Annotated in this window: 17 protein-coding genes and 1 pseudogene; 7 read left to right on the top strand and 11 right to left on the bottom strand. The window is 70.3% G+C overall.

The window, feature by feature from the left end:
- Positions 1 to 58: 58 nt before the first annotated feature.
- The 4 genes from IH45_RS0115780 to IH45_RS0115795 form a co-directional block, all read right to left on the bottom strand.
- Positions 59 to 1,318, bottom strand: coding sequence for a helix-turn-helix domain-containing protein (locus tag IH45_RS0115780; protein ID WP_030667518.1), 1,260 nt, complete (start codon positions 1,316 to 1,318; stop codon positions 59 to 61).
- A 166-nt stretch (positions 1,319 to 1,484) separates the two neighbouring features.
- Positions 1,485 to 2,408 carry a hypothetical protein gene (locus IH45_RS0115785; protein WP_030667521.1) on the bottom strand — a complete coding sequence of 308 codons (924 nt, stop codon included), beginning with the start codon at positions 2,406 to 2,408 and terminating at the stop codon, positions 1,485 to 1,487.
- Positions 2,405 to 3,394, bottom strand: a complete 990-nt coding sequence (locus tag IH45_RS0115790; RefSeq protein ID WP_030667523.1) for a DUF6114 domain-containing protein — start codon at positions 3,392 to 3,394, stop codon at positions 2,405 to 2,407. The genes IH45_RS0115785 and IH45_RS0115790 overlap by 4 nt, the downstream gene beginning before the upstream one ends.
- Positions 3,395 to 3,426: 32 nt before the next feature.
- The gene (locus IH45_RS0115795; RefSeq protein WP_030667526.1) at positions 3,427 to 4,041 is read right to left on the bottom strand and encodes a DUF6230 family protein; all 615 of its coding nucleotides are present in this window, start codon (positions 4,039 to 4,041) and stop codon (positions 3,427 to 3,429) included.
- Positions 4,042 to 4,206: 165 nt separating this feature from the next.
- On the opposite strand from IH45_RS0115795, the gene IH45_RS0115800 reads away from it, so the two are divergent.
- Positions 4,207 to 4,866, top strand: coding sequence for a TetR/AcrR family transcriptional regulator (locus tag IH45_RS0115800; RefSeq protein WP_030667529.1), 660 nt, complete (start codon positions 4,207 to 4,209; stop codon positions 4,864 to 4,866).
- A 339-nt stretch (positions 4,867 to 5,205) separates the two neighbouring features.
- Positions 5,206 to 7,800, top strand: a pseudogene (locus IH45_RS0115805) (PA14 domain-containing protein); the annotation flags it as partial.
- 234 nt (positions 7,801 to 8,034) lie between these two features.
- Here the strand turns inward: IH45_RS0115805 and IH45_RS0115810 are convergent.
- Positions 8,035 to 8,457, bottom strand: coding sequence for a MarR family winged helix-turn-helix transcriptional regulator (locus IH45_RS0115810; RefSeq protein ID WP_030371107.1), 423 nt, complete (start codon positions 8,455 to 8,457; stop codon positions 8,035 to 8,037).
- Positions 8,458 to 8,685: 228 nt separating this feature from the next.
- Here IH45_RS0115810 and eno point away from each other — a divergent pair, with 228 nt between their 5' ends.
- Entirely contained in the window at positions 8,686 to 10,002 is a 1,317-nt protein-coding gene (gene eno / locus IH45_RS0115815; protein WP_030667534.1) for a phosphopyruvate hydratase, read from the top strand.
- 228 nt (positions 10,003 to 10,230) lie between these two features.
- On the opposite strand, the gene IH45_RS0115820 is transcribed toward eno, so the two are convergent.
- Entirely contained in the window at positions 10,231 to 11,925 is a 1,695-nt protein-coding gene (locus IH45_RS0115820) for a BCCT family transporter (RefSeq protein WP_078897596.1), read from the bottom strand.
- A 379-nt stretch (positions 11,926 to 12,304) separates the two neighbouring features.
- Between IH45_RS0115820 and IH45_RS0115825 the strand changes: the two genes are divergently transcribed.
- The gene (locus IH45_RS0115825; protein ID WP_107058650.1) at positions 12,305 to 13,198 is read left to right on the top strand and encodes an SDR family NAD(P)-dependent oxidoreductase; all 894 of its coding nucleotides are present in this window, start codon (positions 12,305 to 12,307) and stop codon (positions 13,196 to 13,198) included.
- A gap of 17 nt (positions 13,199 to 13,215) precedes the next feature.
- Here IH45_RS0115825 and IH45_RS0115830 read toward each other — a convergent pair whose 3' ends face one another.
- Entirely contained in the window at positions 13,216 to 14,121 is a 906-nt protein-coding gene (locus IH45_RS0115830) for an AurF N-oxygenase family protein (RefSeq protein WP_030667543.1), read from the bottom strand.
- Positions 14,121 to 16,376, bottom strand: coding sequence for an MMPL family transporter (locus IH45_RS0115835; RefSeq protein WP_050514891.1), 2,256 nt, complete (start codon positions 16,374 to 16,376; stop codon positions 14,121 to 14,123). The genes IH45_RS0115830 and IH45_RS0115835 overlap by 1 nt, the downstream gene beginning before the upstream one ends.
- 188 nt (positions 16,377 to 16,564) lie before the next feature.
- Between IH45_RS0115835 and IH45_RS0115840 the strand changes: the two genes are divergently transcribed.
- The 3 genes from IH45_RS0115840 to IH45_RS0115850 are packed head-to-tail and all read left to right on the top strand — an operon-like array spanning position 16,565 to position 19,136.
- Positions 16,565 to 17,608, top strand: a complete 1,044-nt coding sequence (locus IH45_RS0115840; RefSeq protein WP_030667549.1) for a 3-oxoacyl-ACP synthase III family protein — start codon at positions 16,565 to 16,567, stop codon at positions 17,606 to 17,608.
- A 41-nt stretch (positions 17,609 to 17,649) separates the two neighbouring features.
- Positions 17,650 to 17,916 carry an acyl carrier protein gene (locus IH45_RS01000000143675; RefSeq protein ID WP_032917554.1) on the top strand — a complete coding sequence of 89 codons (267 nt, stop codon included), beginning with the start codon at positions 17,650 to 17,652 and terminating at the stop codon, positions 17,914 to 17,916.
- Positions 17,913 to 19,136 carry a beta-ketoacyl-[acyl-carrier-protein] synthase family protein gene (locus IH45_RS0115850; RefSeq protein WP_030667556.1) on the top strand — a complete coding sequence of 408 codons (1,224 nt, stop codon included), beginning with the start codon at positions 17,913 to 17,915 and terminating at the stop codon, positions 19,134 to 19,136. The genes IH45_RS01000000143675 and IH45_RS0115850 overlap by 4 nt, the downstream gene beginning before the upstream one ends.
- 74 nt (positions 19,137 to 19,210) lie before the next feature.
- Here the strand turns inward: IH45_RS0115850 and IH45_RS0115855 are convergent, their stop codons facing one another.
- From IH45_RS0115855 to IH45_RS0115865, 3 genes are all read right to left on the bottom strand, one after another.
- Complete coding sequence (locus IH45_RS0115855; protein WP_030667557.1) at positions 19,211 to 20,077, bottom strand: carbohydrate ABC transporter permease; 867 nt, start codon at positions 20,075 to 20,077, stop codon at positions 19,211 to 19,213.
- Positions 20,074 to 21,045 carry a carbohydrate ABC transporter permease gene (locus IH45_RS0115860; protein ID WP_030667560.1) on the bottom strand — a complete coding sequence of 324 codons (972 nt, stop codon included), beginning with the start codon at positions 21,043 to 21,045 and terminating at the stop codon, positions 20,074 to 20,076. Before IH45_RS0115860 ends, IH45_RS0115855 begins: the two co-directional genes overlap by 4 nt.
- Positions 21,046 to 21,131: 86 nt before the next feature.
- Positions 21,132 to 22,451, bottom strand: coding sequence for an ABC transporter substrate-binding protein (locus IH45_RS0115865; RefSeq protein ID WP_030667563.1), 1,320 nt, complete (start codon positions 22,449 to 22,451; stop codon positions 21,132 to 21,134).
- Between the last annotated feature and the right edge of the window lie 140 nt (positions 22,452 to 22,591).

A 22,591-nucleotide genomic window follows, 5' to 3' on the forward strand; every position in this document is an offset into this window, starting at 1 on the left:
GGGCGGAGATGGTGGCGGAACTGGTGGGGGGGGACTGGTGGGGAGTTGGTGGTGGGACCTACCGGGACGCTGACGGAAGGTCGTAGGCCGTACGGAGCCGTGTCGCCGTGCGGGATGCCCGCCTGTCCTCAGGTCGGGTGGTCGCTTCCAGTGCCTCCCATACCGCCAGGTCGTGTTCGCCCCAGGGCGTATCGGCCCACAGGCGCAGGGCCTCCGGGTCGCGGTGGGTGAGGACGGCTCGCCGTAGCCGGTCTTCCAGTACGGAGCGCAGGCGTCGGACGCCGGGGGCTTCGGATAGGGGGAGCAGCGGGCCGCGGTAGTCGCGCAGCGCTGCCGTCAGGTTGCCGGACGCCAGCTCCGCTTCGACCAGGTCCAGATCCGTCTCCACCGCTCTGGTCAGGCGGTACGGGCGTGAGTCGAGCAGGGGTCCGACCACTTGGCGCAGGCGGGAGAGTTCCGCGCGCAGGGTCACCGGCCGGACATCGCGTTCTCCGTACAGAAGCGCGGCCAGTCGGTCGCCGGTCAGGCCCTCCGGATGCCGGGCCAGCAGGAGCAAGATCTCGCTGTGCCGGGGGCCGAGCCGCAGGGTTCGGCCGTCCGTGGTCAGGACCGCTTCGTCCCGGGCGAGGACGGTCAGGTGGGCGGCGGGTGCGGTCCGTTCCGGGTACGCGGCGAGGTGAGCCTCCGCGGCGCGGGCGGTGGCCTGGACCAGTGCCAGGCTGTGCGGGCTGGCGAGGTGGTCGCCGCCGGTGATGTCCACGGCTCCCAGCAGCCGGCCCGTCCGCAGGTCGTGCAGGGGAGCCGCCGCGCAGGTCCACTTCTGGACACGCTTGTTGTAGTGCTCGGCCGCGAAGATCTGTACGGCGTGGTCGGCGGCCAGCGCGGTGCCCGGCGCGTTGGTGCCGGCGTGCCGTTCGTCCCAGCGGGCCCCGGCGACGAAGTTCATGCGCTCCGCGTGCCGCCGTACGCCGGGGTGGCCTTCCACCCACAGCAGCCGGCCCTGCGGGTCGCAGACGGCGAGCAGGTGGGCGCCGTCGTGGGCGATGGTGCCCAGCAGCTCGCGGAAGACGGGCATGGCGCGGGCCAGCGGGTGCGCGTCGCGGTAGGCGCGCAGCTCGGACTCGTCGAGGTCGATCGGGGCCGGTCCGTCGAGCGTTGCGCGCGCGGACGCCGACCGGCGCCACGAGTCGGCCACCACTTGGCGTACCGGTTGGGCCACCGACCCGCCCGCCAGAAATTCCTCGTGGGCCCGCCGTACCGTACGGGTGCGTTCCACGGGGTCGGCTCCCGACTCCATCGCCAGCCAAGGGTTGACCACGCGTCACCTCTCCGTTGCGGCTGCTGCCGACTGCCGACTGCCGACTGCCGACTGCCGACTGCTGACTGCCGACTGCCTGTTGCCCCCGCCCCCGTAACCGATGGTGCTCGTACGGCGCTGGGCAGTAAAGCCCGCTGGAGGGTGGCGTGGGGGCGTGGCGGTACCGTCAGGGCCGCGCCACTGCCGCCCCGCCCTCCGGAAGCAGGTCCGCCATCGCCCGCCAATGGCCCTTCGGGAGGCCCACCAGTCCGTACAGCCACCGGACGGGGGAGCGGCGCGGCAGTAGGAGCCCGCCCGCGACCACGGCGAAAACCGCCAGGCCTACGGGGAAACCGAGGAAGCGGACCAGCGTGCTCGCGAGGAGGGCGCCGAGCAGCGGCAGCCCGTACAGTCCCGCGCCCGCGATGGCGACGGCGAGGAAGCGCGGGACCTTCAGGTCCTGTGCGCCGCCCGGCAGGAGCCAGCCCTCGGCCAGCCAGCCGATCTCGGTCAGCAGCAGTACGCCGATGACGGCGGCGCCGAGGACCAGGAGGGCGAGGAAGGTGCCGGAGGTCAGGAAGCGCAGGACGTTGTTGACCACGCTGTCCTTCGGCCAGGCGCGCAGGGCGGCACCGTCCGTACTGAGGAAGCGGCGGTAGCCCTGGCCGTCCCAGCCGTGCACGAGGGTGCCGAAGAGCAGGAAGTGACCGACGACGCAATTCAGGTACGCCCAGTAGCCCGCGCCGACCAGGCACAGGGCCTGGGCGAACAGGAAACCGAGGAGAGTGGCGGTCACGACGCCGCCCGCGTAGAGGAGGGGCAGGCCCGCCCAGACGCCGCGGTGGCCGTCCGCGATGTGCATCGTCGACCAGGACGGGTTCTGCCACATCAGGAACAGCCCGGTCGGCACCAGCAGCACCGCGGCGTACAGGAGCGTCAGACACAGGTACGGGTTCGCGGCGCGGCTGATCAAGCGTGGGGCGAGCAGCCGGGGCAGCCCGGTACGGTCGGCGGCGCGGCGTTCGAGGAACTGCAACTGCCGGGCGGCGGCGAGCGCGAACGTCGAGCCGATGCCGTACGCCCAGAACAGCGCGGCCGGCAGCCCGATCATGCCGACCCCGCTGCCGCCCCGGCGTCCAGCGTGAGCCCGTCCGCGACGATCAGGTCGGAGGTGACCAGGGCCTGTTCGGCGTCGACGTCGGTCATGAAGACGAACGGCGGTATGACCGGCGGCACCGGCAGCGTGTCGGGGGTGAAGGTCAGGCAGATGATGCCTTCCAGGCAGCCGCTGAATTTGGTCAGGTAGAGCGTTACGTTGCCGCTCAGGTCCAAGGTGCGGGCTTTGAGGCCCAGTTGAGGGCCGCCTGTGTCACGGGTGATGAGTCGGTAGTCCGTGAGTGAGGCGGCCTTCATGTGCAGGACCATCGCTTTGACGGGGCCGTTGACGGTGGGCACGGTGGTGACACCGGCGAGCGTGAAGCCCTTCGGTGCGAACATCGTGGTGGTCACGGTGGGCGGGGTGGGCGGCGCTGGGATGCCGGCCGCCGCACGCGCGGGTGGGGCCGGGGTGCCGATGACCGTGATGAGGGCGACCGGCAGTGCTACGGCGAGGGATCGGGTTCGGGGGCCGGGCGTGCTGTTGTCGGAATCAGGCTTGGCATCGGACTCGGGATCGGCCGAGGCGCGCCCCGTACGACCACCCTCCTCCTCCACCACCGTCCACCCGAACCCCATCGCGCTGCCCGCGATGCCCAGCCCCATCCCCACCAGGAATCCGCCCAGGTTGGTCGCCGCGAAGGACAGCACGGATAGGATCAGCGCGTGCAGGCTCACATAGTGGTGGGCGGCCGGGCGCAGCCACAGGAACAGCCCGGCCACGATCAGGGCCAGACCGATGCCGATCGCGGCCAGCCCGCCCAGGCCGAGGTTGATCAGTACGGTCAGCGGTGACAGCGGTACGAGCAGCAGCTCCGCGCCGCCCAGGACCAGCAGCAGCCCGGCCCAGAACGGCCGGGTCCGCCGCCAGCCGCGGAACGCCGCGCGCCGCTCGGGCCAGGGGAGCCGGACGGCCGGTGGCCGGACGGCCGGGCGCCGCACGGGCCGGCGCCGGGCGATCGGGCGCCGGCTGCTCAGAAGCACTTCTTGCCGCCCAGGCTCACATCGAGCCGCAGGCCCTTGAGGCGGAAGTTGCCGCCGGTGGCGGACCAGGCGTGCGACCGGACTCCGGCGACCTCGATGTTCCCGGCCTGGAGCCCGAACTTGCCCTTCTCGCCCTGGACTCCGGGCACCTGGTCGAGGGTGGAGGCGTCCCGCCCGATCTGCGCCGTACCGAACCGCGCGTCACCCACCAGGTCCTCGCCGTCGATGACGAGGTTGTCGGCGGTGACCTGGCCGGCGTCGCCGCCCGCGGTCAGCTTGAACACCACCGTGCCGACGGGCGTCTTGACCTCGGCCGCCTGGCAGATGTCGCTCAGGACGGCCTTGCCCAGGCCGAGCAGGGCCACCGGGTGCCCCGTGCCGCCCGCGTCGCGGTCGGTGTGCACGTACGAGGCCAGGCCCTGGCTGGTCAGCTTGCCGGACGAGACCTGGAAGTTGGTGCCCGAGACGGCGAAGGAGGCGGCCAGCGCGCCCTCGGCCATCACCGAGGCCATCGCGCCGACGGCGAGCACCGCGGGGATCGCCGTCACCGCGGTCTTTCTCCAGGAAGTGCGTCCCTGAGGCAACGGCCGCTTGTTCTTGCTCACTGCTTCCTCCCCGGGGCAGCGATGGACCGGCTGCGAGCGCAGCCGTGGACACGTGCGAGCGCGCGAGGGAAGTGCCTGTGTGGAGCGGCTACGGGACGAAGCCGCAGGTGGCGTACCTCTGCCATACTGCGGAAAACCCGTGGCAGTTGGAGACTAGGGCTCGAATTGAATAATAGTCAACAGCGCGGACCAGGTGCCCCGCGGACCGCCCGCGCCACCGAGCGCTCGCAGGCGCGGCGTGCCGAACTGATCGCCGTCGGAAGGAAGCTGTTCGCCGACACCTCCTACGACGCCCTGTCCATGGACGACATCGCCCGCCAGGCCGGTGTCGCGAAGGGGCTGATCTACTACTACTTCAAGAACAAGCGCGGCTACTACCTTGCGATCATCGAGGACGCGGTCGCCGAACTGGTCCAGCGCGCCTCCAGCACCCACGACCTGCCGCCCATGGAGCGGGTCCAGCACACGATCGACGGCTATCTGCGGTACGCGGAGCACCACCAGGCGGCCTACCGTGCCATCGTCACCGGCGGCGTCGGCTTCGACGCGCAAGTGCTCGCCATCCGCGAGGCGGTCCGCGAGCAGCTGATCGGCACCATCGCGCACGCCGCCTGGGGCCGCGCGGAGATACCCGCGCTGGCCCGTACGGCGCTGGTCGGCTGGCTCTCCAGTGTCGAGGGCGTCACCCTCGAATGGATCGCGCGGCGGGAACTGGGCCGGGGCACGGTCTGTTCGCTGCTCGTCCGGGGGCTGGGTGACACCCTGCGGCTGATCGAGGAGTACGAGCCGACCTGCCCGGCGCCGACCCGGCCGCCCATTCCCTGATCAGGGGCGGAATGCGCCGGAGGTGCTGGAGGGGCGGGATGCCGTGGCGTCCCGCCCCTCCAGTGCATCTGCCGAGGGCGCCCGCCGTGCGCGCCTACCGCGCACATCCGCAGTGCGATGTGTTCTACGTGGTGATGCGCCTGCCGTGCCGCGCCCCTCGACCGGTCGGGGCGGAACAGCGCCGTCCGCCGGCCAATTCCCGTGCAGAACTGTTGTTTTACGGTGCTCACTGTGCCTAACTGTTTGACTATGTTTCCTTCTTCGTATCGCCTGAGCCTGCGCGCCAGAGGCGTCTTGCACCGGAGATACCGCGCGAGACCCCGGCGCTCGTACCCCCAAATGCTGCTCTGTGCCTTTCTGTTCGCCCTCGCCGCGTCGCTGCCCGTCAGCAGCCTCGCGCTCCCCGCGCAGGCGGCGGGTCAGGCCGCCGGCAGCGCGGCAAAGGCCCTGCACGCAGGCGGACACGGTCTCAAAGGCGAGTACTTCCGGATGTCCAAGCCCGGGGCCCGCGACTTCGCCGAACTCGGCGGAACAACCCTGGAGCCGGCCGTCGACTTCCCCGACCTGAGCTCCACCTTCCGGATCACCACGGGCCGCACCGAGCACACCACGGCGCGATGGAGCGGCAAGATCGAGGTTCCCGGGAGCGGGAAGTTCACCTTCTTCGCCAAGGGCGACAACGGCTTCCGGTTCTTCATCGACGGCAAGCCGGTCATCGATCACTGGGTGCCCGATTGGGACGTCGAGGTCAAGAGCGAACCCCTCGAACTCACCGCCGGCCGGCAGTACGACTTCCGGTACGAGATGTTCCAGGACAGCGGCGGTTCCAACATGGTGCTGAGCTGGCAGAGCCCGGACGTCAAGAGGCAGCCGGTCCCCGAGTCGGCCTTCACCCCGCCGGACGGCTTCGAGCCGTACCCGGTGGACCTCACGGTCGGCACCGACGGGCGCCGGCTGCGGGCGACGTTCGAGGACGAGGCCGGTGTGACCGAGGCGGTCAAGGACCATCTGACGCTGGACGTCGACGCCACGGACATGCCCGTGGCGTCGGTCGTCAGGGACGAGGACGACCCGCGCTCCGTGGTCCTCACGCCGGCCGGGCCCGTACAGAAGGGCCAGCGGGTGCGCTTCGTCTACGACGGCAAGGGCGGGCTGACCAGCGGCGGCAAGCAGGTGCCGATGGTGATCCGCTCTGCCGGGAACCTCTCCACCCACCGGCTGACCACCACGTGGGGCGACAAGGTCGACCCGGACAACCCGCTGCCCGAATACCCCCGCCCACAGGAGAAGCGGGCGAAGTGGCGCAACCTCAACGGCCCATGGGAATTCGCCGGTGCCCGTAAGGACGAACAGCCCCCGTTCGGCAAGAAGCTCGCCGAGAAGATCACGGTGCCGTTCCCCGTCGAGTCGCAGCTCTCCGGGATCGAGCGGCACGAGGACCACATGTTCTACCGCAAGCTCGTCACCGTCCCCGGGAGCTGGCACGTCGGCAACACACAGCGAGTCAAGCTCAACTTCGGCGCCGTCGACTACGAGGCCCGGGTGTGGGTCAACGGCAAGCAGGTGGCCCGGCACACCGGCGGCTACACCGGCTTCAGTGCCGACGTCACCGACGCGCTGAAGAGGGGCGGCAAGCAGGAGATCATCGTCGGGGTCACCGACACCGCCGGCGCCGACCAGCCGAAGGGCAAGCAGACGTCGCGCCCCGGGGGCATCTTCTACACCCAGTCCTCCGGTATCTGGCAGACCGTCTGGATGGAACCCGTCGCCAGGACGGCCGTCGACAGGATCGTCAGCACCCCCGACATCGGCAGCAGCACCCTCAAGGTGAAGGCGGAATCCCGCAACGCCTCCGCGCGGGCGAAGGTCACGGCCGTGGCGCGGGACAAGAAGGGCAAGGAGGTCGGCAGGATCACCGGAGCCGCCAACACGAACCTCGACCTGAAGGTGCGGAACCAGCACCTGTGGTCGCCCGACGACCCCTACCTCTACGACCTCGAAGTCACCCTGCGCGACGGCGGGCCGAAGGACGTCGTCAAGAGCTACTTCGGGATGCGCTCCCTCGGCGTACAGAAGGTCGGCGGCCACCCCAAGCTCGTACTGAACGGCAAGCCCTTCTTCTCGCTCGCCATGCTGGACCAGGGCTTCTGGCCGGACGGCCTCTACACCCAGCCCAGCGACGACGCGCTGCGCTTCGACCTGGAGGGGCAGAAGCGGCTCGGCTTCAACGCGGTACGCAAGCACATCAAGGTCGAGTCGCCCCGCTGGTACTACCACGCGGACCGGCTCGGACTGCTGGTGTGGCAGGACTTCGTCTCCGGCGACATCACCGGCGAGCAGGGGCAGCGGGCGTTCACCGACCAGGCCAGGGAGATGATGGACCTGACGCACAACTCCCCGGCCGTCGGCGGCTACGTCGTCTTCAACGAGGGCTGGGGCGAGTGGGACCGCGCCGCCACCGGCCGCCTCGCCGAGTCCGTCAAGGCCGCCGACCCCTCGCGTGTCGTCAACGCGCACAGCGGCGTCAACTGCTGCAACTCCAAGGGTGACTCGGGCAAGGGCGAGATCATCGATCACCACGACTACAACAACGAGGACCCGCCCGCACCCGACGACCGCCGTGCCGCCATGGACGGCGAACACGGCGGCTTCACCCTGCGCACCCCTGGCCACATGTGGCCCGGCGCCCCCACCGTGATCTACAGCGGGGTGGCCGACACGGAGGCGCTGACCCGCAAGTACGTCGACAACACCCGCAAGTTCTACCTGCGCCAGGCGGGTGGGCAACTGTCCGGCTCGGTCTACACGCAGGTCTCCGACCTGGAGAACGAACTCAACGGCTTCTGGACGTACGACCGCCGCAAGCTCAAGGTCGACCCCGCCCGCGTCCGCGCCGTCAACCGCGAGGTCATCGCCGCCGGAGCCGCGGCAGGAGGCTGATCATCCCGCGCGTCCCGGGCCCCCTCGGCCGGGATCGGGACGCGCGGGAGCCCGCTCTCGGCGAGCCGGCCGGAAGTCCTCGTAGGGACAGGACGTACCCGGACCTCCGGCCGGTGTGGCGAAGGGGGCCTTTCCATGCGAACGAAGCCGAGAGCCCGGGAGCACGGGCCAGGACCGGTGACCGGCGACCGGTGACCGGTGATCGAACGAACGTTGTCAGCCGAAGCCCTAGCGTGCTGCGAGCCGCTCCAGCAGGGCCGCGCTCCGTGCCAGCAGCGCCCGCTCCTCATCCGTCAGCTCGGCCTCGATGGCCTGGGCGAGCCAGCCGACCCTGCGGCCCCGCTCCGCTTCGAGCGCGGCCCGGCCCGCGTCCGACAGCTCGACCAGCGACTTGCGGCCGTCCGTGGGGTGCGCCCGGCGCGTGATCAGGTTCTGTTCCATGAGCAGTCCCACCGCCCGGGCCATCGACTGCGGGCGTACGCGCTGATCGGCGGCGAGGTCGCTGGTGGTCATGGCGCCGTCGCGGTCGAGCGCGCCGAGCACGGCGACCTGGCCCAGGGGGATGCGGTCCTCGTGTTTGACGCGTCGGGTGAGCTTGCTCATCGCGGTGCGCAGTTCGGCGGCGATGGCGGCGGCTTCCGGGTTGGGCATAGGGCACTTTACCCCGTACGCCGGCCGAGCCGCGCATCTGACCTGCGCGTCTGCCCTCCGCGGCGATGCTGTTCCGCTGATCTATGCAGCTGAACTGCTCAGCCAAGCTGAGCAGCAAAACTGAGCAGCGAAACTGTGCAGCAATGCTGTACGGTTTGGTTGTCGGGCTCAGCGCCAGCGTTGTCGCAGCCGGGGCCACGGCATACGACAACGGGAAGGACCTCCCCCATGTCCGCACAGGCAGTCGGAACCGTCGACGCCACCATCGAGACCGTCACCGCCCGCCGGATCATCGACAGCCGGGGCAACCCCACGGTCGAGGTCGATGTCGTCCTGGCGGACGGATCCCTGGGGCGCGCGGCGGTCCCCTCCGGTGCCTCCACCGGCGCCCGGGAGGCCGTGGAACTGCGCGACGGGGACTCCGCGCGCTGGCACGGCAAGGGCGTCGACCGCGCGGTGGCCCACGTCAACGGGGAGATCGCGGCGTCCGTGCGCGGCCGGGACGCGGTGGACCAGGCCGGTCTCGACGCCGCGCTGATCGCCCTCGACGGCACCGCCACGAAGTCCCGGCTCGGCGCCAACGCGATCCTCGGCGTCTCCCTCGCCGCCGCCAAGGCCACCGCGGCGGCCCACCGCCAGCCCCTCTACCGCTACCTCGGCGGCCCCGACGCCCACCTCCTGCCGCTGCCGATGATGAACATCGTCAACGGCGGCGCCCACGCCGACAATCCACTGGATTTCCAGGAGTTCATGATCGCGCCCGTGGGCGCGGACACCTTCGCCGAAGCCGTCCGCATGGGCAGCGAGGTCTTCCACACCCTGCGCCGCGATCTGCTGGCCGCCGGGCACTCCACGGGCGTCGGCGACGAGGGCGGCTTCGCACCCGCGCTGCGTACCGCCGAGGAGGCGCTCGACTTCGTGATGGCCGCCATCGAGCGCACCGGCTACCGCCCCGGCACGGACATCGGCCTGATCATGGACCCGGCGTCGTCGGAGTTCTTCCGCGACGGGATGTACGACTACGCGGGCGAGGGAGTGCGCCGCACCCCCTCCGAGCACGCCGACCACCTGGCCAAGCTCATCGACGCCTACCCGGTCGTCTCCATCGAGGACCCGATGGCGGAGAACGACCTGGACGGCTGGCGCGAGCTGACCGCCCGCGTCGGCGACCGCTGCCAGCTCACCGGCGACGATGTGTTCTGCACCAACGAGACGCTGCTGCGCGAGGGCATCCGCACCGGCGTCGGCAACTCGGTCCTGGTCAAGGTCAACCAGATCGGCACCCTGACCGAGGCGCTGGCCGCGGTGGCGACCGCCCACCAGGCGGGCTGGACGGCTGTCATGTCGCACCGCTCGGGCGAGACGGAGGACACCACCATCGCGGATCTGGCGGTGGCGACCGGCTGCGGCCAGATCAAGACCGGCTCGCTCTCCCGCTCCGACCGTACGGCCAAGTACAACCAGCTGATCCGCATCGAGGAGGAACTGGGTGCCTCGGCACGCTTCGCGGGCGGCTCGGTGCTTCGTCGGGCAGAAAAGTCTTAGCTGACGGTTCACGCACAACGAGAGGGCGGCATTCCCCGGCGCCGGGGAATGCCGCCCTCGGCCGTCGTCAGTCACGTGAGATACGCCGGTGTGGGTCCACCACCCGGTCGTCCGGCATCCACATAACCGCGGGAAGCTGCCGTACGTGGGAGTGCGTACGCTGCCGACGAAGCCCGGCCCGTGAAGAACTAGCCGGGCCTCTCCGGCGCGGGCACACAGCTCTCGCCGTCAGGTCTGCTGTTCGCGTGGTCCTGGTGCCGAGGGCTGCTCGGACTCCGGGGCGGCAACTGCCGGTCCAGCGGGGACGAGACCTTGTTCGATGGCCATGTCCTTGGCCACGAGTGGAGCGGTCCACAGCGTCGGGAGCATGATGAAGCCGACGGGCACGGCCGTGACGACGATGAAGGACTGCAGTGCGGTGATACCGCCGTCACCGACGAGGATGAGCACGGCCGCCGCGGCGCCCATGAGCAGGGCCCAGAAGACGCGTGCCGCACGGGTGGGTTCACCGGTCTCCGTCCCGGCCGCGGCGATGCTGTACGACATCGAGTCGGTGGTGGTCACCACGAACGTCACGGTCAGCAGGAGCAGCGCCACCGCGACGACGGCCCCCATCGGAAGCTGCTCGGCCATGGAGATGACCGCGGCGTCCATGCCGACGGCCTTGAGCGGGCCCGAGACGCTTCCGGGACTTTGCTGTTCGAGGAAGATGCCGGTGCCCCCGAAGACGGTGAACCAGAACATGGTGGCCAGCGGCGGGATGACCGCGGTGGAGATGACGAGGTCGCGCACCGTACGGCCCTTGGAGATGCGTGCCACGAAGATCGACATCAGCGGTCCGTAACCGAGGAACCAGCCGAAGAAGAAGACCGTCCAGGAACCGAGCCACGCGTGGTCGCCCCGGTTGAGGGCCAGCGGCACGAAGTCCTTCGCGTACCGGCCGAGTCCGCCGAGGAAGGAGTCGAGCACGAAGCCGAGGGAGCCCAGCACGAGGAAGACGGCCACCAGGGCGGCGGCGAGCCAGATGTTGGCCCTGCTGAAGAACTGGATGCCGCGGTCGATGCCGCTGGCGACGGACACGACGGCGACGACGGTCAGCAGGACGATGACGCCGAGCTGTACGGGGTAGCCACCGGAGATGCCGAACACCTCGGACAGGCCGTAGGAGACCTGGAGCCCGAGGAAACCGATCGGCCCGACGGTTCCGGCCACCACGGCGATGACGCAGACGATGTCGACGGCGGCGCCCAGCCGGGAGTGCCGGACGCGCTCACCGAGCAACGGGTACAGCAGCGTCCTCGGGCGCAGCGGCATGCCGCGCTCCTGGCCCCGGATCATCACGATCGAGGCGAGGGTCCCGAGGACGGCCCAGGCGAGAAAGCCCCAGTGCGCGAAGCTCTGGGAGAGCGCGGCGTCGGCCGCCTGCCGGGTCCCGCTCTCGACGCCCTCGTAATAGGGAGGGGTCTCGATGTAGTGCTGTACGGGCTCGCCGGCCGCGAAGAAGACTCCGCCGCCGGCGAGCAGCGTCGACATGATCATCGCGACCCACTGGAACCTGCCGTACTCCGGGCGCGCCCCGGAGCCGCCCAGCCGCACCTTCCCGTACCGGGAGAACCCCAGCCACAGAGCGACGCCGAACGTCGCCAGCAGCAGCGCCTGCCACAGCGGACCGAACCAGCGCGCGACGAAGGTGAAGACGGAGTTCACGACGTCGCCCGTGGCCGTCGGCGCGATCAACGCGGCCAGGACGAACGCGGTGAGCAGTCCGCCGCTGGTCCCGAGGACGAGGATGTCGGTGCGCCTACGGGGCCCGGCGGGTGGTGCGGCCGCGGTATGGCACCCTTCGTCGCCATCCGTGGTCGATTCCGCCCCGGCTGGTGCGGCTGCTCCGGCGGTGGCGGTTCGGTCGTGGAGAGTCGGCATGGGGTTCCTTGCTGCAGGGGGCATGCGCACAGGAGCGACGCAGCGCAAGGACACACGCGCCCGCGAGACGCCGAACCGCTCGGTGTGCGGGGCGCAGCACAGGGTGCTATCCATGGGCGTTCCGGTCAAATTCGGGTCGGGTCGGGCGGGTGCTCGATGATCGCGGTGACGGGGGAGCCGGACGGCCACCGCAGGTTGACCACTGCAGGACGGCCCCCGCCCGTTCCCCGTAGCTCCCGGCCTCGCCGTGGTGAAGAGGAAGACACAGGTGAACGGCTGAACCGAGTGGGTGGTTGTGCGACACACCGCCGTGACCTCCGTCGGTCGGGAGGCGGTGGACGCGCATGGTGGTCGGGTGTCGCTTCTGCGGAGGTGTGTGGTGCGTCGAAGTGTTCTGGTCACGGGTGCGACGAGTGGTGTGGGGCTGGGGGTGGCGCTGCGTCTGGCAGGCGCCGGGTTCGATGTCTTCGCCACGGCACGTGACGAGCCGAAGGCCCGGAAACTGCGGGCCGCGGCGGCTGAACGCGAAGTGAGCCTGCGGACGGTGCTGCTGGATGTGGCGGATTCCGATTCCTGCCGCGCAGCGTACGCGGAAGTCGTGGCGGCCACCGGGGGCGGACCGTGGGCCTTGGTGAACAACGCCGGTATCCCCCTGGTGGGCGCGGTGGAGGACCTGGAGGACGCGGCGGTGCGGCAGTTGCTGGAAGTCAACGTGGTGGGAGCGGCGCGTATGGCCCGGCTGGTGCTGCCGGGGATGCGTGAGCGCGGAGCGGGGCGCATCGTCAATGTGTCGTCGCTCGCGGGCCGTGTCACGGCTCCGGGGATGGGCTGGTACTGCGCGGGCAAGGCGGCGTTGGGGGCCTTGAACGACGCGCTGAGGATGGAGGCCGGGCCCGGCGGAGTGCGGGTAGCCGTCATCGAGGCAGGCGCGTACGCGAGTGCCATCCAAGGCCGGGCCGCCGACGGTCTGGCGGCTCTGGCGGGTCGGCAGACGCTGTTCGGCGACATGTACCGGGTGGCGGAGTCGGCGCTGCGGGAGTCCGGTACACGGCTGCCGAGCGCGGAGCCGGTCGTGTCGGCCGTCTGCCGGGCGCTCGTCGCCCGTCGGCCGCGCCACCGGTATGTGGTCGGCAGGCAGGCGAAGGCGGGTCTGCTCGCCGACGCGCTGGTGCCGGTACGTGCCAGGGACCACTTCAAGCGGGTGGCGATGGGTGCGTCGGAGGCCCATCCGGTGGTCGAGTACGCGGCGCGGCGCTGGTGTACGCCGTGGTGACGGTGCCGTGGTGACGGTCAGGCCATCAGGCCGGAGCGGCGCCACAGGTGGTGCTGGGGGCGCCTGATCAGATCCGCCTCGGTGAGGAAAGCGATCAGCTTTTCCCCGCACCAGAGCATGGTGGCGCGGTGGTGGGGGTTGTGGCGTGCCTGGTGCCGGGCCTCGCCGGAGGGCAGCCCGAGGTCGCCGTACCGGTCGGGGCACAGGAGCGGCGGGACGGTGTGGGAGGCGACCAGGGCGGTCAGGACGCGGTGGAAGGCCAGGCGGCCCCGGTGGGCGTGCGTCACGGCTTCGCGCAGTTCGGCGCGGGCGAAGCTGACGTGGCGTGCTTCTTCGGCCACGTGCAGGCGGCACACCGACCGCACCAGCGGCTGGACGCGTTCGTCCTGGGCGGTCGCGCGTTGGAGCCTGTCGAGGACCTCTTCGATGATCAGGGCGCTGCTGAAGGTGGTGATGTCCTGGAACGCGGCCGCGGTCGGCGGGAAGGGGAGCCGGACGTGGGCCGGGACGCGGTGGGCTGGGCAGCCGAGTGCGTTCAGCAGCCGTCCGAACATGGTGATGTGCCGGGTTTCGTCACCCATCTCGGTCAGCGCGTAGAAGGCGCGTGCGTCCAGGACGTCACGGTTCATCAGATGGCGGGCGAGCATACGGATGATGGCCAGCTCGAACCAGTGCCCCATCTGCGCCATGTGAGCCGCTTCGTGGCGGGAGAGTTCGAGGCGCTGGCGGTGGTCCATGCGCTTCCACAGCGGGGTGCCGTAGAGCGCGAGGCGTTCGGGCGGCCAGAACCAGGCGTCGTCCAGCAAGGGGGCGTCCCAGTCGATGTCCGTGGCAGGGTCGTAGGAGCGGGCCGCGGAGGCGCTCAGCAGACGCTGAGCGATGGTGTGGGGGGTTCGGGAGAGCCGCAGTGCCCGGTCGGCCATCAGGGATCACTCCTCGGGTGTTTCGCAGGGACCGGCCCCATGGGGAGCTGTCGTTGCGGCAGGGGCCGCGGGGCGGGGACCGGCGGCCGGGGCCAGGGGCTCCACCACGCGGCGCGTCCGGCCAGGGCCAGCACGGAAGGGGCGAGCAGCCCGCGGACGACGGTGGCGTCGAGCAGGACCGCGAGGGCGAGGCCGACGCCGATGATCTTCAGCATCACCAGGTCCGACGTCGCCAGTGCGGCCATGACGACGGCGAGGGTGAGCGCGGCCCAGGTGAACAGACGCGCGGTGTGGTCCAGGCCCCGGGCCACGGCGGTGGCGGCGTCGGGGGACCGTTCGTACTCCTCGCAGACGCGGGCGAGAAGAAGGATCTCGTAGTCCATGGACAGGCCGAAGGCGATGCCGAAGATCAGCGTGGGCATGAGCACGTCCGTGCTGCCGGTGACGGTGAAGCCGCCGAGCAGGCCGGCCAGGTGGCCTTCCTGGAAGACGAAGACCAGGGCACCGAAGCTGGCTGCCAGGCTCAGCGCGTTGAGCAGCAGCGCCGTGAGCGCCATGACCGGTCGCCGGGTCAGCGCCAGGGTCAGGGCCAGGAGCGCGGCTGCTGCCAGGGACAGGCACCAGGGCAGACGGGAGAGGAGCGCTTGCTGGACGTCGTTGAGGACGGCTCCGGGGCCCCCGACGAGTACGGGAGCGGGCGCGGGCAGACGGCGCAGGGCCCGGGCGAGGTCGCGGTTGGCGGTGGAGTAGGGCTCGCCGGGGGTGGCGACCGCCAGCCGGGCACCGCGGGGCGAGGCGAAGGCGGACGCCGCGGCGCCCGCCGGCGGTGTGCGGACGCCGCGCGTGTAGGAGCCGGTGGCTGTTTCCACCTGTTGCACACCCGACCGGAGGGAGATGCGCCGGGCGTAGGCGTCGAGGCCGGCGGCTTGCCGCCGGAGGTCGAAACGGGGCAGGACCACGGTGGTCGGGGTGATCACCGTCCCGAGCCGGTAGTCGTGGCGCAGTACGGCACCGGCTTTGGCGACGGTGGAGGAGGCAGGCTGGACGCGGTCGTCGAAGAGGCCGATCTGCACGCGGGTGAAGGGGGAGGCGAGCACCAGCAGTACCGCGGTGACGGCGACGGCGACCAGGCCCGGCCGCCGTTGCGCGGTCCGGGCCAAGCGCCCCCACCTTCCCAGCCCGTCGGCCCGGCTTCCGGGGAGCGGGCCGGGACGTGTACGGCGGAGCCGGCGGGTGAGGACGCCCGGCCGGTGGATGCGTGGGCCCAGGACCGTGAGGAGGGCCGGGAGGACGACCAGGGCGGCCAGGGCCGCGAAGGCGGCGACCGCGATGCCGCCGTAGGCGATGGAGCGCAGGACGGCGTGCGGAAAGACCAGCAGCGAGGCCAGGGACAGGATGACCGTGCCCGCGGAGAACATCACGGCTCGGCCCGCGGTCCGCAGCGCCGTGCGCAAAGCGGTGTCGGGGCCGGCGCCCGCAGCGGTCTCTTCCCGGTAGCGGGCCAGCAGGAAAAGGCTGTAGTCGACGGCGAGGGCGAAACCGAGCGCGGAGGAGACGTTGGCCGCGCTCGCCGCCACCTCGGTGCAGACGGTGAGCAGTCGCAGGACGGCCTGGGCACCCAGTACGGCCAGCGTCCCGACGGCAACGGGCAGGAGGGCGGCCGTCGCCGAGCCGAACACCACGAGCAGCAGCAGCGCGGTCAGCGGCAGGGCCAGCAATTCCGCGCGCAGCTGGTCCTGCCCGGCCAACCGCAGTGCCTCGGCACGCGAGGCGGCCTCACCGGTGACCTCGACCTGCAGTGGGCCGTGGCGCCCGGCCAGCTGCGGTACCAGCCGTCCGGCCGTTCCCGTTGCCTCCGGCTCGCGTCCGCGCAGCCGTACCAGGACCAGGGCGCTGCGCCCATCCGCCGAGCGCAGCGACGGCGACCGGGACCGCCAGTAGGAAACCACGTGGGAGACGGACCGGTCGGCGCTCAGCCGCCGCGCCAGCCGTTCCCCCTGGGTCGCCGCGGCGCGGTCTTCGACCGACCGGGTGGCTCCCGTCACGCGGGTGACGAGGACGAGGTGGGGCGGGCCGGAGGCGAAACCTTCATGCAGCAGCCGGTCGGCACGGGCGGCCTCGGTCGCCGCCGGCACCATCCCGCCCGGGGACAGGCGCCCGTCCACCGCGGCACCGAACCAGGCGCACGCGCCCGCCAGGCCCGCGGCCACCATGAGGACGGCCCACTGAACGCGGCACCGGGGACTGCGCATCATCGTGCCTCCCCCTCGGCCGGGCGGGCTTCCTCGCTCCTCTGTCGCCTCCATGTGTAGACGGAGGACGGGCGCGGCTACACAACGCCACCTCTTCGGGGGAACACCCGGCAGCGCCAAACGCGGGCACTTAAACACATCAACGGCGTGGGACGCCGCGGCGCCCGGTGGTGCCGCCCTAGCGTGAGGCCATGAGCGACCTTCGGGCCTGCCTGGCGGGGGCCACCACGTACCTGCCCGAGCACTGGGTCAGCATGAGCGAACGGGAAGCCCAGATCGCGGCCGCCAGCCGCGGCTTCACCCCGCCTCCCGGGCTGATCACCCAGCTGACCGGAGTGACCGGCGTGCACCTGATCGGCGACGACCAGCAGGCGTCCGATCTCGCGGTGAGCGCCGCCCGCAAGCTCATGGCCGACCACGGGATCCACCCCGCCGACATCGACCTGATGATCTTCGCGGCGGCCAGCCAGGACATGATCGAACCGGCGACGTCCCACGTCGTGGCCGCGAAGCTCGCCCTGACCTGCCCCGTTTTCGACGTGAAGAACGCCTGCAACAGTGTGCTCAACGCCATGGAGATCACTCAGGCCCTGATCGCGTCCGGTCGGTACCGCACCGTTCTGATCACCTGTGGTGAGGCGCCCTCCGTCTCCGCCCAGCTGCGGGTCCCCGACGCGGCGGCGTTCGCACGGGCTCTGCCCGCCTACGGGTTCTCCGACGCCGGTGCCGCGCTCCTGTGGACGGCCCGGGAGGCCTCCCACCCGCTGCCGCCCCGGGGCATCCTCGGCTGCCGCTTCGCCGCCGACTCGGCGGCCTGGCCGTCGGCGACCGTGCTGCACGGGGGCATCGCCTCCCTGCGCCACCGCTCCGGCCCGGAAGCAGCCGCCTGTTTCCGCATGGACAGCGTCCGGATGCGCGACAGCCTGCGCACGCTCGGCCGTACCCACCTGCACCACGCACTGGACGAACTCGGCCTGGCCTTCGACGACTTCGCCTTCATCGGCGTCCACCAGGTCGCCCTGGCCGACCTCGACGAACTGTGCGGGCCGGCGATCGGCGTCCCCCGCGACAAACTGATCCTCACCCTCCCCGAGCACGGCAACCTCGCCTCCGCCTCCCTTCCCCTTCAGCTCACCCGCGCCCTCGAAACCGGCCGGGCCGGCCCCGGTGACCTCGTCGCCCTCATCGGCCTGGCCGCCGGCAGCAGCGCCGGCCTGATGGCGCTGCGCCTGTGAACCCGGCCGCTGCCCCCGTCCCGACGTTGGAGGAATGTTCGATGACGCCTGTCTACGAAGCAGTCAAGTCCGTATTGACCAGCCACTTCAACATCCCCGAAGACACCGTCCGGCCCGAGGCCACCCTGGAGGACATCGGCCTGGACTCGCTCGCCGTCGTCGAACTGCTCTGCGTCCTCCAGGACGAACTGGGCCTGCACGTGCCCACCGGCGACGATGCGCTCAAGTCCCTCCATGTCACCCTCGCCCAGGCGGCGGCCGCGGTCGACCAGGCCCAGCCCGCCCCGGTGCCGGAGACACTCGCATGAGGAGGGACGACATCGCCGTCACCGGCATCGGCCTGGTCACCCCCGCCGGGGTCGGCGCCGACGCCACCTGGGGCACGGTCTGCTCCGGGACCCCCACCGCCGCTGTCGACCCGTCCCTGGGCGACGTGCCGGTGCCCATCAGCTGCCGTGTCCCGCCGTTCGACGCCCAAGCCGTGCTCGGCCCCCAGGTCTGGCGCATGGACCGCTTCACGCACCTGGCCCTGACCGCCGCCCGGCAGGCCGTCGACGACGCCGGCCTGGACCCCGCCACCTGGGACGGCGCCCGGGTCGCCGTGGTCGTCGGGGTCGGCTACGACAGCAAGGACCTCGTCATCCCCGCCGTACGCAAACTCATCGACGGCGCGTACGAGAAGCTCTCCCCGCTTCTGATTCCCCGCACCACCGCCAACGCCGCGGCGGCGGAGATCTGCATCGCCCTCGGCGCCCACGGCCCCAGCATGGCCGTCACCACCGCCTGCGCCTCCGGTGCGACGGCCCTTGGCACCGCACGCGACCTGCTCCTGGCCAACCGCTGCGACATCGCCCTCGCCGGCGGCGCCGAAGCACCCTGCCACCCCCTGCCCTCCGCGTGCTTCGCCCAGATGGGAGCCCTGTCCACCCGTCTGCACGACCCCGAGGGCGCCAGCCGCCCCTTCGACGTGGACCGCGACGGATTCGTCCTCGCCGAGGGCGCCGGTCTGCTGGTCCTGGAACGCGCGGCCGACGCCCGGGCCCGCGGCGCCCGGACCAGCGCCCACTTCAGCGGGTACGGCACCTCCACCGACGGCTACCACTACGCAGCCCCCCACCCCGACGGCGCAGGCATCGAGCAGGCCTTCACGGCCGCCCTCGCCGACGCCGGGCTCACCACCTCCGACATCGGGCACGTCAACGCCCACGGCACCGGAACACCACTGAACGACCGCATCGAAGGTGCCGCCCTCAACCACGTCTTCGACGGCCACCCGCCGCCCGTCACCTCCACCAAAGGAGTCACCGGCCACCCCCTCGGCGCAGCAGGAGCCATCGAGGCCGCCCTGGCCGTCCTGTCCCTCGGCCACCAGACGATCCCGCCGACTGCCAACCTCCAGAACCTCGACCCCGACATCGCCCTCGATGTCGTCGCCAAAACCCCGCGCCCGCACCGCATGGACGCTGTCGCCAGCAACTCCTGCGGCTTCGGGGGCCACAACACCGTACTGATCCTGCGACGGGCCTGACCTCGTAAGCAGGAAGTGGGGCGGGCCGGTGTCGAGGGTGGGCCGCCTCAGCACGAGGGACGTAGGACAACGGCTCACTTGGTGGCTCCTTGCGCGAATCCGTTGTAGATGTAGCGCTGCAGGAAAAGAAAGACCACCAGCGTGGGAACGATCACCAGAACCGCCCCGGCGGAGATGTTCTCCCAGTGTGCGCCGAAAGGCCCTTTGAAGCGGAAGAGGGCGGTGGAGATCGTGCCGTGGCCTTCGGAGGGCATATAGAGGAAGGGAATGTAGAAGTCGTTGTAGGTGGTGATTCCCTTGATGATGACGACGGTCGCTATGGCGGGCTTCAGGAGGGGCAGGATGATCCTGCGGTAGACGGTGAAGGCATTGGCCCCGTCCAGACGTGCGGCTTCGTCGAGTGAGGTCGGGATGGAGCGGATGAACTGGAGGAAGATGTAGATGGAGACGATGTCGGTGCCCAGGTAGAGGACGATGGGCGCCCAGCGTGTGTCGAACAGCCCTAAGGCATTGACCACTTGGAAGGTCGCGACTTGTGTCGTGACGCCCGGCACGAGCGTGGCGATCAGGAAAAGGCCCATGATGAGCTTCTTGAACCGGAAGTCGAAGCGGTCGATCGCGTAGGCGGTCATGGAGCCGATGACGACTGTGCCGGTGATGGAGAAGAACAGGATGAACGCGGTGTTGCCGAGCGCCGCGAGCAGATGGCCGTCGGCGAACGCGGTGACGTAGTTGCCGATGTTGAGCCAGTCGTTGGGCAGGCTGAGCGCCCCCGCTGTGTCCGCCACCTCCTCGGACGTCTTCAGCGAGGTGAGGAAGACGACGACGAGCGGTGTGAGGACCACGAGCGACGCGACGATCAGCGACAGATGGATCAGGACCGGTCCGGCCCGAAGCCGTCGGCGCGCCGCGGTACGGGGGGTCGGCGTGGTCACGGTCATACGAGGTCCACCTTGTCGTCGGGTACGAGACGGCGCTGGATCCAGGTGATCAACAGGATGATCAACAGGAGCACGACGGCGCACGCGGACGCGAGCCCGGTCTTGTTGAACTGGAAGGCGAACTTGACAGTCTGGATGACGAAGGTCGAAGTGCCGGTCGCGCCGCCGGTCATGATGTAGGGGATTTCGAAGACGGACAGCGAGCCGGAGACCGCCAGAATGGCGCTCAGGCCGAGTACGGGCCTGATGCTCGGCGCGATGATGTGCCGGAACTGCTGCCACTTGCCCGCGCCGTCCAGTTGCGCCGCCTCGTACAGTTCACCCGGGACCGACTGGATGGCGCCCAGGAAGAGGACGAAGTTGAGGCCGGTGAAGCGCCACACCGACACCCCCGCGAGCGAGGTGTTGGCCGACGCGGGGTCGCCGAGCCAGGCATGGCCGCCACCGGCACCGAACCAGGACAGGATCGAGTCGAGCGTGCCGCCGTCCTGGAAAAAGTACAGGAAGACGAAGCCGATGGCGACGCCGTTGATCAGGTAGGGGAAGAAGAGGATTGCCTTGAACAGGTTGCGGAATCGCAGGTCGAAGCTGAGTACCGTGGCGAAGTACAGCGCAATGGTGATTTGCACCGCGGAAGCCGCCAGATAGTAGAGGCTCACGGCGAAGACCCGGAACAGCTCGGGCCTGGTGAACAGCTGGACGTAGTTGTCGGCGCCGGTGAAGTTCCGCCGGGGGCTGACGCCGTCCCAGTCCGTGAAGCTGTAGTAGAGCATGTTCCCCACCGGTACGTAGGTGAACGTGATCAGCAGCGCGAGCGGGACGAGGAGGAACAGCCAGGGAGTGATCCGGCGCAGTGGACGGTTCTGCCAGGAGCGCGCGGGGGCCGCGGGACGACGGACGCGGTACCGGGGGGACACTGCGGCCCGGCCGGGCGCCGGCGGGGGTGTTTTGCGGGTGGTGTCAGTCATGTCGGCCAGGGCCTTTCTTCGTCACGGTGGCCGGCAGGGCTCGCCCGGTGCCGGGGCCGGCGGGGCGTGCCGTGGGTGCCCGCCGGTCAGGAACCGGCGGTCTCGGCCGCGTCGGCCCAGCGCTCATCGAGTTCGGAGAAGTAGCCCTGGAGGGTTCCGCGCTGGGCGCCGCGGGCGATGTCGATGAGCTTTTGGCGGTAGTCCTGCTTGGTCAGCCCGATCTCGGAGGCGTTGTCGATGGCGTTGACGAGCGCGGTCTCGGCCTCGGAACGCTCAATGAGTCTGACATCGTTGTCAAGGTAAGGCTTGAGAGTGTCGGGCATGCCTTTGGCCCGCAGGGCCGAGACGGACCCCTCCTTGTCGGTGAAGCCGGATTTCTCGGTGAACCAGTCGATCCACGCGCGAGCGGCTTCCTTGTGCTCGGAATGGACGTTCACGGCCTGTTGGTAGTCGGACAGCAGGGTGGCGCAGAAATGGCCGTCCTTCTGGGTGGGGAACGGCATGAAGCCGATGTCGTCGGGGTTCTCGCCCGCTTTCGTGGCCGCGTCGCGCAGCTGGTTCACGGCCCAGGAGCCGAGCAGCATGCTGGAGACCTCGCCCTTGGCCAGGAGCACCTTGGAGCGCTCCCAGTTGGTGGTGGCCGGGTCCTTCTCGGAGAGCCCTTCGTGGACGATGTCGTGCAGCAGTGTGTCGATCACGTGGAGATCGCTGCCGGCCGCCCAGGGGCGATGCGATGTGGCCAGGGCGTCGGCGGCCTTGGCGTCACAGCTGACCGAGCCGATGCCGTTGGTCCAGGGGGTGGTCAGTGGCCAGCCGTCCTTGAAGTTGGTGTAGTAAGGAGTGGCGCCGGTCTTCTCCTTGATGGCCTTCAGGTCGTCGAGAAAACGCTCAGGAGTGGTGGGCCAGTCGCCGATGCCGGCCTTCTTCCACAGGGCCTTGTTGTAGACGAATCCGCCGGCGGTGCCGAAGTTGGCGATTCCGTAGGTCTTGCCGCCGACATCGGTCTTGTCCGTGAAGCGGTATTTCTTCGCCATCTCACCGGTCGCGCCCAGCGGCGCGAAGAACTTGGGGTAGTCACCCTTGGCGATCACCGAGGGGATCAGGAGGACGTCGCCGTAGTTCTCCGTGTTCATGCGGATCTTGACCTCCCCCTCGTAGTCGGTGATGCCTTCGAATGCGACGGTCACCTTGGGGTAAATCTTGTTGAACTCCCGGGCGTACTTCTTCATCGTGCCGTCCTGCACGAGATCGGTGCGGTTCGTCAGCACCTTGACGGTGCCCGATACCCGATCCGGGTCGGACGGGGCGGTGGCCGTCCCGCCCGAGGCGGCCCCTCCTCCTGCACATCCCGCGAACGTCGGCATCGCGATGGCGACCAGCACGGCAGTGAGCGGTCTTCTGCTCATGGGCCCAACTCCTTCGGTGTTGCGGCTCAGGCTCCGGCGGTTGTCGGCACTATGTCAGCGATCAGTGAACCGGTAAAGCAGTGATTTCCTGCGAGATACGCAATCGTTACCTGCTGCTCCACGCGCTAAGCGCGCCCAGG

This window comes from Streptomyces rimosus subsp. rimosus (genome assembly GCF_000720725.1).
GTDB lineage: Bacteria > Actinomycetota > Actinomycetes > Streptomycetales > Streptomycetaceae > Streptomyces > Streptomyces rimosus_A.

Coding starts and splice junctions, on each gene's coding strand:
- IH45_RS0115785 (WP_030667521.1), bottom strand. CDS start 2,408: ATGATCGGGCTGCCGGCCGCGCTGTTCTGGGCGTACGGCATCGGCTCG.
- IH45_RS0115810 (WP_030371107.1), bottom strand. CDS start 8,457: ATGCCCAACCCGGAAGCCGCCGCCATCGCCGCCGAACTGCGCACCGCG.
- eno (WP_030667534.1), top strand. CDS start 8,686: ATGTCCGCACAGGCAGTCGGAACCGTCGACGCCACCATCGAGACCGTC.
- IH45_RS0115820 (WP_078897596.1), bottom strand. CDS start 11,925: ATGCCGACTCTCCACGACCGAACCGCCACCGCCGGAGCAGCCGCACCA.
- IH45_RS0115830 (WP_030667543.1), bottom strand. CDS start 14,121: ATGGCCGACCGGGCACTGCGGCTCTCCCGAACCCCCCACACCATCGCT.
- IH45_RS0115835 (WP_050514891.1), bottom strand. CDS start 16,376: ATGATGCGCAGTCCCCGGTGCCGCGTTCAGTGGGCCGTCCTCATGGTG.
- IH45_RS0115840 (WP_030667549.1), top strand. CDS start 16,565: ATGAGCGACCTTCGGGCCTGCCTGGCGGGGGCCACCACGTACCTGCCC.
- IH45_RS01000000143675 (WP_032917554.1), top strand. CDS start 17,650: ATGACGCCTGTCTACGAAGCAGTCAAGTCCGTATTGACCAGCCACTTC.
- IH45_RS0115850 (WP_030667556.1), top strand. CDS start 17,913: ATGAGGAGGGACGACATCGCCGTCACCGGCATCGGCCTGGTCACCCCC.
- IH45_RS0115855 (WP_030667557.1), bottom strand. CDS start 20,077: ATGACCGTGACCACGCCGACCCCCCGTACCGCGGCGCGCCGACGGCTT.
- IH45_RS0115860 (WP_030667560.1), bottom strand. CDS start 21,045: ATGACTGACACCACCCGCAAAACACCCCCGCCGGCGCCCGGCCGGGCC.
- IH45_RS0115865 (WP_030667563.1), bottom strand. CDS start 22,451: ATGAGCAGAAGACCGCTCACTGCCGTGCTGGTCGCCATCGCGATGCCG.